This is a genomic window from Clostridium sp. UBA2485 (assembly GCF_002341865.1).
Lineage (GTDB): Bacteria > Bacillota > Clostridia > Clostridiales > Clostridiaceae > Clostridium_J.
Map to the genome: position 1 here is coordinate 84265 of NZ_DDOV01000081.1, position 11242 is coordinate 95506.

Sequence of the window (11242 nt, forward strand, 5' to 3'; positions counted from 1 at the left end):
AAATGTTGTAATTTTTTACTAATAATGCTAAAATTAATGCAATTATAGGTATATTTTATTTATAAGAAAAATAATTTAGGGGGTGTTGTGATGTATAAAGCTATTGATATTGCAAAGTCATTTATCAAAGATGAAGTAGTTGGCTTAGATAATAATTATGCTGGTAATATGAAAATCAACAAGTTATTATACTTCGCACAAGTAGTAAATTTGGTTCTAGAGGATGAGCCGCTTTTTGATGACTGTATGTTTGCGTTCGAAAATGGAGTAGTGGTGGAAAATGTAAGAAAAGAGTATAGAGATAACTATCGTGATTTAGTTAAAGGTGCTAAGGAATTAGTAATGGAGTTTCCAGCTAATGTACAGCAAACATTAGAAATAACAAAAGAAATTTTTGGTAGTATTAGTTCGCGTGAATTATCTGATTTAACACATCAAAGTGAGATATGGAAAAGATATTATGATGAATCAATACAATCAGGCGGACATTATTTTTATAATACCGAAAAAAGCAGAATTGATATTACTAAGTTTTATGATGAGTTTAAATGTGACTTAGATAACGTTAAACTTATGCTAGAAAGCCATTTCGAGACTAATAATATTGAAGAAGAGGACTATATAGAAATTAAAAACGTCAAATTTTATTATAATCCAAATCAAATCAATATTAATGAAGAATTAAGGTATGAATTAGAGAATTTCCCTGCTGATGATAATGCTTATTCTTTATATATGGATGATAAACAAGGGCTAGTTATATATTAATTATGAGAGTTGGTCAAGGACTGTTATTAAAATTGGATTATGCAGATGGGGCTAAAGCAAATAAGAAAAGAACTTTTTTAATAATTGATATTGGTTTTAAAAACATTACTTTATTAAACGTGTCCAGTGTCAAGGGGAAGACACATAAGCTGTTATATCCATCAAATTTTAAAATAAATAAATATAATCCGCCATTTGTTAAATCAAGTTTTGTTAAATTGGATGCTGAATATATCATAGAAAAGGATGAAGAATTAGATCATTTTATAGTCAATAATGGACGAGCAATACATCCAGAAGAGCTAAAAACAATTAGAGAAAATTTTAGAAGTTATAGTAACAATAATAAAGTTAATAGATTATTCTGTAGAGCAGATGCAGTAACGGCACTAAATAGAGTACCTGCTGAGATACTAGTTGCTTCTGATGATAAGTGTAAGAAATAATTATATCATTATTATTAATATTCTGAATTAAGGGGTGAGATATTCGAAGACATGAGAAGAGAATACAAACCATTAGATAATAGAAAGAAACGGATATTAGAATCATTAGCTAATTCTGCAAATTTTGAAGTTGATTTAAATAAGGTAAAAGATGAATGGAATAATGACGCTAAGTAGCGTAGAATCGGATTAAACAAAGGTGCTATTAGGGTATCTTTGTTTTTCATTTAAAATCAATAATAAAAATATTAAATTAATTATTGACATAACCTGAAAATGATAGTATTATTAATTTAAGGAACAAAATCCGAAATATTAAATTAATAAAAAAAGGGAGAGAAAAAGGAATGGGAGATTTAAATTTATTTACAAATGGTGTGGTTAAAACTAAGGATGGCAAGAGAGAATTTAGTAGATTATTAGGAGGGTTTGGAGACAATAAGCCTACGATAACAGATAAGCAAATTGCAGAACTACTAAATTATAAGAAAGGTGCAAGAGCTGTTAGACAAAGAATCAGTGAAAACATTAAACACTTCGATGAAAATATTCATATTATTGATTTAAAGTCTAGTGTCCCAGAGCAGGACACTAGTAGAAAAGTATTGAAAACACTAGGATATACAGAACAAGCTATAAATTTGGCTAAAAATATATATGTTTTATCATATGCAGGATTCTTATTGTATCTGAAATTTGCAGAGGGTGATAAATCCGTAGAATTATATAAAGATTTTATTGAAGACTACTTCCAAACAAAAGCAGAAAATATGGTTATGGATAAGACATTAAAAGAAACATTAGATTTACTAGTAGAAGAAAGAACGTTTATTGTAGGTAAAATGTTCCTAGAAACAGACGAAGAAAAGAAAATGGAGTATTTTAATAGAAATGAAGTGCTATGTCAAAAAATATTAGAAGTAGAAAAAACATTAGCTAAAGAAGATTTATTCGAAAAGGTAAAAGATCAAATAGTCATAGCGGATAGGATTACAAGTAGCAAGAATTTATGTGATATGAACAAATTAGCAAAGTTATTAGACATTAAAGGTATGGGAAGAAATAAGTTGTTTGAATATCTTAGGAATAAGCAAATTTTAATGGCAAATAATCAACCATATCAAGCTTACTCAGACTATTTTAAAACTATAGCTGTTGTGAATCCCAAAAGTGGACATATTCATGATAAGACGCTGGTTAAGTCTAAAGGAATTTCATACATAGTAAAGCATCTTATTAGGGATAGGAAAATAGAAAGTCAAACATATCAAGAGATTATGGGGCATATAAATGATAATCTTGAAAAAATAGCAGCATAAGAAAATACATAATTAAAAATATTAAATTAAATAAGAAATTAATAAAAAGAATAGTAGCTGATTACTATTCTTTTTTAAATATATAAAATTATTTTATAAAAGGGGTAGATAAATAATGAGTATTAATTTAAGTGAATTAAAGAGAAACGAACTAAGAAAAACAATAAAAACTAATGATGTAGACCATCCAGTAGAGATATACAACCCAACACCAGAACAAAGAAACAAAATACTAAAGCTGTTAATTAAGAGTACAAGAATACAGGAAGAAAGAGGAGAATATAAGGCAGTAACAGGATTGACAGACGAAGATATGATATTAGTTATGTTGGAAGAATTGACTAATATACATTTAGACTTAGATAAGTTCGAAGATAGAGATAAAATAATATCAATAATTCAAGATCCAAGTGAATTGCTAATTGAGGTTAAATATGAATTAGAAAAAATATTGATGGAGATAAGTACGTTATATATTAGAACATTAAAAGACACTATAAGCTTGCCAGATGAGATGACTGATGAAATCTATGAGCTATTAGAGAAAAAAGAACAGGTGGAGCAGGGCGAAGATGAAGTTACCAAGATGATGAATGAAATGAAAGAAATGCAGGATAGATTAAATGCATTAAAAGAGAAAGTAAATGCCTAGTTTAAGAGAAGTCTACAATAATGTTTATAATGATGTATTAGATGGGATTGTGGATGAACTGGTTAAGTACATAAAAGAATTAATGAAAGAAAAAGTCGAAAGTGAAGTGTACGATAGATATGACCCAACGGGAGAGGCTAGATATGAAAGAAGAATGGAAAATGGCGGATTGTCAGATATACGGAATTATAGTCATACTATTAAGCTTGATGGAAATACAGCTACAATTAATATTTATAACGATACCGAAATTGCAAAAGGTGAGGACTATTTAGATGAATACATAATTGAAGGTAAGTATAATTGGCGAAATTCTGAAATTTATAAGATGCAACCATATCCTCGTGATTTTATAGGAGCTGTTATGAATGATATAAAAAATAATAAATCGGTCAGAAGAATGTTGGAAAGTAAATTAAAAAATAAGGGTATTAAATTATTAGACTAGTAGCTATTGTCAGCTATTGGTCTTTTTTATTTAAAAATATTAGATAAAAAGAAGGTGATAGATTGGCTGATGATAGATATAGTGTAGAACTCGGTCTGCAATTTGAAAGTTTATCGAGTGCTGAAGCTAAGTTAGAAAAAGTTGTTAAATCACTTAGTAAAGATAAACAAGTTGAATTAGGAATTAATGTATCAAATTTAAAAGAATTAATAAACGACTTTGGTCAAATAAATAAGACCAACGTAAAAATATTTAGTGACGGTGAAACTAGAAAATTAACTGAGATACAAGCAGGACTGAGGAATACACTTAAAATAATAGAGGATAGCAAAAAGGGATTATCATTAGATATAACAAGTAACCCTGCGAAAGAGCAGAAGAAGTTATATGATGAGTTACACAAGCTACAAAATAGTGAATTTAGAATTAGAGAAAAAATATTATCTGTAGATGGTGAACGCCAAAAGATATATAAAGAAATGTTGGCTACCACTAAAAAGATGCAGACTGAAGTAGATAAGACAATCAGTGATGGTGGATTGAATAGTGCTAAGTTAAACAATGGCTTATTACAAGAGAGAATACAATTAACTAATAAATTAAAGTTAGCACAATTAGATGTAGTAGATAAGCAAAAAGAAGAAATACAGCAAATGGAACAAGCTGTGCGTAAGCGTGAAGAACTAAAAGCTAAACAATGGAATAATCAGTTAAAAGCAGATAACGAAGCAAAATTACAACAGCAATTAGAACAGCAAAAACAATTATATAACGAGTTAAATAGTTTGCAAAATCAAGAAATGCGAATAAAGCAACAAATGATAAACGCAGACAATGAAGCGTTAGACACTCTTAAAAGACAGTTGGAAACAATTAGAGAGAAACAGCGTATTGCAGGAGAGAAGATTACTAATCAGAACTTAGAGAGTGAGCAATTAATAAATGAAATATTAAAAAATAGAGAGAAACTTCAAAACAACTTAGATGTAACACAATCTAAGAAAAATGATAAAGTAAAGCAAGAACAAATAGAAATTGAAAAGCTAATTGAGCTAGAAAGAAAAAGATTAGGCAACAAATTAACAAGGATACAAAACAGTTCTTATAGTAAGTATTTAGATCCAAAAGATATAGTAAAATTCAGAGAAGAGCTGGAGAAACTAAATGGAACTTCATTGAAAGATGTAAGGCATCAAGTTAAACAATTATCTCAGGATATAGATACTAGAGTTGTAAATGCAAGGGCAGAAAGAACAGCCAATGAAGGATTCTTATCAAGCACTAGAAATATGTTGACTAGCTTTGGAATAATATTCTCTGGACAAATGGTTTTTCGTAGTATTATAAATACATTTAGAAATGCTACGGATAGTGTAATTGAATTGGATAATGCTTTAGTAGACTTGAAAAAAGTAACAGATGAGTCAGAAGCTACTTACGATAGATTTTTAGGTACTGTACATAAAATGGGAATGAAGTTAGGCGAAACATCTCGTGAGATTGTTAATGCAGTTAGTATGTGGGCAAAGACAGGTGAGGATTTAGAAAATGCGACTAAACTTGCAAACAATACTATACTGTTAAGTAAAGTAGGAGATGTAAATGTTGAACAAGCCCAATCTTATTTAGTAGCTCCATTGAAGGCGTTTAATATTGAAGCTGACAAAAGTATAGGGCTTATCGATGAATTCAACAACATCTCGAATAACAGTGCAAGTACAGTACAAGACCTAGGAGAAGGTCTAAAGCGTTCAGCTAGTGCTATGGAGGTTGCTGGCAACTCATTAGAACAAACTTTAACATTAATAGCTGCTACGCAGGAGCGTACGCAATTGGGCGGAGAAGTCATAGGAAACGCCCTAAAAACTGTTTCCTTAAGAATTGCAACATTTAAAGATGAAAATGGACAAGTAATTCCTAAGCTAAAAGAAGATTTAGAAGGTTTAGGCGTTCAAATGACTGATACTACAGGTCAAATTAGAAGTACATTCGATATTTTATATGACTTATCTAAGATTTTTAAAGACTTAGACAAGAACACACAATTGAACTTAACAGAAAAACTCGGCGGTAAAATGCAAGCTAATATAGTAGCTTCAGCAGTCAGCGACTCAGAAAGACTCAAAGAAATTTATGAATTAGCCAACAACAGTGCTGGATCAGCGGATGAAGAATTTAAGAGGTATACCGAGAGCATAGTTTTTTCATTAGACCAATTAAGAGAGCAAATAGAAGCTACATATAGAACATTAGTTGATGGAAAACAGTTTAAAGAAGGTATACAATTTTTAACTAGTTTTGTAGGAGTAATTCAAACTGTAATTGATAAGTTTGGTTCTCTAAATACAATGTTTACAACCGTCATACTAATGTTAACAACCTTCAATACGAAGCTTAAAACAACTATAGCTGAATCGAAGACTATGAAATTTTTGAATAATCAAGATAAAGACAATTTAGGATTAATGCAAAAATGGAATAATCAGTTAACGGATTGGTCAGATGGATTGAAGAGAAGTAGAGCAGCAGCTATAGAAGCAGGACAAGGACATACTGTATTGTCAGCAAAACTAATGGGTGCGAATGTAGCAACAAAAGCTTTAAAGCTGTCAACTATGGCACTACAAGGAGTTATGTCAGTTGGAATTAGTATAGCAATATCATTATTAATTACCAATATAATGAAATTAATAAATCATATGTCCGAATTAAAAAATAAAACAGAAGAATTAGTATCAACAGTCCAACAAAATCTAAGACAGAATTCAGATATGATAACTTTTCTACAAAAAGAAGGGCAAGAATTCGATAGACTTTCAAATAAAGTCAAATTAACAACAGATGAACAAAGCAAGCTCGCTGACATGAAACAAAGAATAGCAGATTCATTACCAGAACTCATTTCTGGATACAATGCTGAAACAGGAGAAATTGAAATCCAAGCTAAATCCACTGCTGAATTAATAGAATTATTAAAAGAGAAAAATAAACTAGAAAATATGAAATTAATAGCAAGTGGTGGGGATGCTAGAAAAGTAGCTGAAAATGACTTAAAAGACTTTGAAAGAGATAAAAAAAGAGTAAATGAAGAATTAAACAAGCTTGAAAATGGAGCAACTGTAGGTTCTCGTGGTGGATACTATAGAGACCCAAATAATATAAAAGATTTAGAAGCTAAAATAGAGCAATATAAAGCAGCAGGCAAAGATACTATAAAACTTCAAGATAAACTAAATGAATTATACGAAAAGAAAGCTGAAAAGCTTGCAGAACTTCAAGTTTTAGACTCAAATCAAAAAGATTCTTTACAAGCATTACAACCCCATATTAGGGCAACCATAGAAAATTACGAAGAACTTGATGAAACTCAAAAGCGAATAGTGGAAAAAGCTATTAAGCTTACACCAGAAGATATTTTAGATGGTGTAAATTACAATGCAAAAATTAGAGAAATAGCCGACAAGATACAATCAATGCCAGAAAGTAAATCTATTAGTGTTTATGCTAAATTGGAAGAACCTACTCAAAAGGACTATGAAAATTATTTTGTAGCCATTGAAAATATTGCAAAGACTACAAATCTTAAACCAATTGAGGTTGCTCAAACTTTTAAAATAAATCCCAAAAATATAAATGATTATGTTAAAGATTTAGAAGAAAAAGTAAAAACGGCAACAGGCAAGGCGAAAAAAGATTTAGAGGGAAAATTAGACCTATATAATTCTTTAGAGTTAGATGTAAAAGTTAATGGGCAAGAACAAGTTGACGACCTTAAAGAGAGTGTAAAAGAAATTCAAGATGCCTTAACTGACTCCATAAACAAAGTAGAGGATTATAATAAATTCTTAGAAGATATAAATGAAAACGGGTCGTTAAGCATAGAAAATCAAAAGAAAATAATTGCTCAACACCCTGAACTTTTACAGTATTTAGGCAATGAACAAGCAATGAGAGCAAAACTAAATGAGTTAGTAGCGGAAGAAGCAAAAATAGCCCAAGAAACTCATTATAAAATGCTACAAAGCTCTGAAGACTATTATAATAGGAAAATCAAAGGCGATGTTGATATGCAGAATAAGATTCTTCAAGCCTATAAAGAGTTTGGTGGAAAGCTTGGAGAAATTTATAATGGTGATTTAGAAAATTATAAAACCTTAGAAGAAAACAAAGGAAAAGCTACTCAACAGTTATTGCAAGGTTTAGTTGGTGCATGGTCTGAATACTGGAATGATACAACTAACGATTTTGATGATGAATTATGGTATGGGTTAAGATGGAATCCTGAGAGAACAAAAGAAATGAAAGAAGTTCGTGACAAGATAAGAGCAATGAAAAAGAAGTTCGATGATATTACAATCGAACCTATCAAAATAGATTTTTCTACAATAGGAACTGACATTGATAAAACAAATGAGAAAGTTAAGAAAAGTGAAAGACAATTAAGTGCAACTGAAAAAGCTATTTATGACGTAGAGCAAGCAATGAAGGAACTTGAACAACGAATTCAAAGATTGAACTCTCAACAGGATAAATTAAATAATCATAGCCAAAAATACAGAGACAAACTCAAAGAAGAACAAAAGCTTATCAAAGAAAAAATAGCGTTACTAGAAAAGCAAATATCATTAAATGATAAGTTATTGAAAAATCCGGCAGAAAGAAGTTCATATGACCCTGAAACTTATTCACGCAGTAGTAGAAATGTTGGTAGAACTGTTGGAGAACAGATTGTACGAGAAGCGGAAAAGTATTTAGGAACAGATTATGTATGGGGTGGAAATAGCCCATCAGGATTTGACTGTTCTGGTTTAGTGCAATATGTTTACGAATCATTAGGGCATGAATTATCAAGAACTACATATACACAATTTAAAGAAGGAACTTCAGTTAACAGGAAAGATTTAAGAGAAGGCGACTTAGTATTCTTCGGTAGTGATTTACACCATGTAGGTATTTATGCAGGTAACAATAAAGTATTACACTCACCAGAGACAGGTGATGTTGTTAAATACTCAGACCTTGATGCTTTCGGAGATTATTATGGTGCAAGACGTATATTAAATAATGGCACTCAAATAGGTAAAAGTGGAACAGCAGCACAGGTCAAAGAAGAATATGATTACGCTGGTAAAGCTATTGATTTTCAAAATCAAATAGATGGATTGTGGAATGAAGTTGCAAAAATAGATGTAGAAATACTAGAATCTCATTTAGGTGAATTTGAAGATAAAGTTAAGACAGTAGAAAGGCAGATAGACTACTATAGGGAAAAGGTAAATGCTGCTGGTGAATATAATAAAACATATCTTAGTTGGTTAAATGAAATTAACAAATCTGAGAGAGAAAAATATGAGATATTAAAACAACAACAAGCATTTGTTCAAAATGAACTTAAATCTAAGAAATATGATGAGAAAACTATCGCAAGTTTAAAAGTTCAATTTGAAGAATTGAATGGTTCTATTCTAAAGGCAAACAATTCAATCAAGGAAATAGGATATGAGCTATCAGAGGCTAAATGGAATAACATCCAAAAAATATATCAAACCAACATAGATAAAATTCAAAATAAAATGGATATTTTATCTTCAAATGAACAAAAAAATATTAAAGAGATTATAGAGTTACAAAAGCAAAAAGTTGAAGAAGAAGAAGAGAATATTAAGCGTATAACCGAATTGATTCAACACTTGAATGAAGAAAGTCAAAAGCCTAATAACGCTTTCTTGATAGATAAGATTGAAGAATATAATAAAGAGCTTGATAAATCTAATTCCTTACTTGCACAGCATAAGCATGAATTAAACCAAATAGGAGAGAAAATACAAAGCGTATTTAATCCTATTGAGAGTCAAATTAAAGAATTATTAAGCAAAAACAATCAATTATTACAAGAAAGTATGGATAACAACTTAAAACATGTAACTGATGCTATTGATAAAGAATTAGCTAAACTAGATGAAGCTCAAAAGAAATTGAGCTGGAGTGAACAGCAGACAGATTCAGCTAACAGAATAAATGATTTGAAACGTCAAATAGCAGAATTACAAGGTGATAATAGTGCAGAAGCTAGGTCTAAGAAAAAGGATTTAGAAAAACAACTAAAAGACGAACTAAATAAGCAAAAAGACTCTCAAATGAAACACAATGTTGAACTACAAAAAGACGAATTAAATAAGCAGAAAGATGAAGCTACAAAAGAAACTGAGAGATTAAAGCAAGATTTAGAAGTGCAGCTAGATAATTACTATATGAATTTAGAAGTAAAAAGAGCATTATTAGATGGCTATATCACTGATATCAATGGTAATAGAGTTGCTATTGAAGATGCTATGTTAGAATACTTAGATTTATATGGTGATGGAGTAACTCTATTAGGAGATAAGATAAAAACTGAATTTATAGATAACCTTAAAGCAGCACAAGATTTATTAAAAGGTTTTGATAAAGAAGTAGGGTTTGACAATCTTATATATGCACAATCCAACGTAAAGACTGTGTATGGTACTGGAATAGACTTGGAGAACTCAAAAGCTATATTAGGTGCTAATGGATATAGATATGTTGACACTGCCTTAATAGATGTGTCCAAAACAGCGTTCGGTAAAAATGATATAATCTTAGGTGGAAAAGGAACTCATGGAGGCGTAGACAGAAGTGACTTAAATGGTGCTGTTAGATTGGAAGGAACTGATAGATATCAAACTGCTAATGTAATTAAACTTTATAAAGACATAGAAGATGGTACAATTCAAGCAAGTGGAGGTAAAGTTTATGGGCATGGAGTTGACTTATTGAATGCTATGAGATATTTAGCACCATTGGGATATGAATTTATAGATCTTGATAAAGTTAATCTAAATGACTTGCAATTAGGTGATAATGATATTGTTGTTGGAAATGGAAGCTTAAAACCTAAAGGTGGTACTCACTTATGGGGTAAGGACAGATATGAAACTAATAATAAAATCAAAGACTATGCTAATGGAGCTATGGGCGATTTAATGTGGCAAAACTATCGTAGACCAGAATTAGGTACAATATATGGAAAGAAAACGGATATAGATATTGCTAGACAATATTTGTCTGATTTCGCAAGTAATTTTGTTGTAACTGATACTGTAAAAGATAGAAAGCTTCAAGCGAATGACGTTATTGTAGGTGGACAAATTGATGGTAGAGAACAAATAGCTAATAGTGGAGCTAATTGGTTATGGGGAAGCAATAGAGAAGATACTAAAAATGAAATATTGAGATTTAAGAAAAAGCTAGAGAGATTAGCTGGCTATGACAGTGGAGGAGTAAATGATTTTACTGATATCGCTATGCTACATGGTAAACCTAATTCAATTGAAACTATTTTTAATGCAACACAAGGTAAAAAGTTATTCAATTTAGTTGATGGACTGCCAAATTCTTTCTTGCATAATAGATTAGATTTTAGTGAGATAACATCTCATACACAGCAAGCAACACCTAATTTAAGAGACATAAAAGTGGATGTTCATGTTGACAAAATGTATGGAACTGAGGAAGGAGTTAATAAGTTTGCAGATGTCCTAATAGATAAAATGCAAAGAGCAAATCTTCAATAATAGAGTGGGATAAT

The 11242-nt window shown here is 30.5% G+C and carries 7 protein-coding genes; all 7 read left to right on the forward strand.

The window, feature by feature from the left end:
• The first annotated feature begins 90 nt into the window (after positions 1–90).
• The 7 genes from B3603_RS16700 to B3603_RS16730 all read left to right on the forward strand — a co-directional run bounded on the left by B3603_RS16700 (position 91) and on the right by B3603_RS16730 (position 11228).
• Positions 91–768 (forward strand): Panacea domain-containing protein, encoded by a 678-nt coding sequence (locus tag B3603_RS16700; protein ID WP_291566997.1) that lies wholly within the window; start codon positions 91–93, stop codon positions 766–768.
• 2 nt (positions 769–770) lie between these two features.
• A complete protein-coding gene (locus tag B3603_RS16705) occupies positions 771–1214 on the forward strand; it encodes a hypothetical protein (protein ID WP_291566999.1) in 444 nt (147 codons plus the stop codon).
• Positions 1215–1265: 51 nt separating this feature from the next.
• On the forward strand, positions 1266–1391 hold the full coding sequence (locus tag B3603_RS16710) for a hypothetical protein (RefSeq protein ID WP_291567001.1): 126 nt from the start codon (positions 1266–1268) through the stop codon (positions 1389–1391).
• A gap of 170 nt (positions 1392–1561) precedes the next feature.
• Positions 1562–2533 (forward strand): phage antirepressor KilAC domain-containing protein, encoded by a 972-nt coding sequence (locus tag B3603_RS16715; protein ID WP_291567003.1) that lies wholly within the window; start codon positions 1562–1564, stop codon positions 2531–2533.
• A 115-nt stretch (positions 2534–2648) separates the two neighbouring features.
• Positions 2649–3185, forward strand: coding sequence for a hypothetical protein (locus B3603_RS16720; RefSeq protein WP_291567005.1), 537 nt, complete (start codon positions 2649–2651; stop codon positions 3183–3185).
• Positions 3178–3633: a hypothetical protein gene (locus B3603_RS16725; protein WP_291567007.1), complete on the forward strand. Its 456-nt coding sequence runs from the start codon at positions 3178–3180 to the stop codon at positions 3631–3633. Before B3603_RS16720 ends, B3603_RS16725 begins: the two co-directional genes overlap by 8 nt.
• Before the next feature lie 62 nt (positions 3634–3695).
• Entirely contained in the window at positions 3696–11228 is a 7533-nt protein-coding gene (locus B3603_RS16730; RefSeq protein ID WP_291567009.1) for a phage tail tape measure protein, read from the forward strand.
• Positions 11229–11242: the final 14 nt, after the last annotated feature.

Excerpts from the sequence above, each read along its gene's own strand:
- B3603_RS16700 (WP_291566997.1), top strand. The coding sequence starts at position 91 with ATGTATAAAGCTATTGATATTGCAAAGTCATTTATCAAAGATGAAGTA.
- B3603_RS16705 (WP_291566999.1), top strand. The coding sequence starts at position 771 with ATGAGAGTTGGTCAAGGACTGTTATTAAAATTGGATTATGCAGATGGG.
- B3603_RS16710 (WP_291567001.1), top strand. The coding sequence starts at position 1,266 with ATGAGAAGAGAATACAAACCATTAGATAATAGAAAGAAACGGATATTA.
- B3603_RS16715 (WP_291567003.1), top strand. The coding sequence starts at position 1,562 with ATGGGAGATTTAAATTTATTTACAAATGGTGTGGTTAAAACTAAGGAT.
- B3603_RS16720 (WP_291567005.1), top strand. The coding sequence starts at position 2,649 with ATGAGTATTAATTTAAGTGAATTAAAGAGAAACGAACTAAGAAAAACA.
- B3603_RS16725 (WP_291567007.1), top strand. The coding sequence starts at position 3,178 with ATGCCTAGTTTAAGAGAAGTCTACAATAATGTTTATAATGATGTATTA.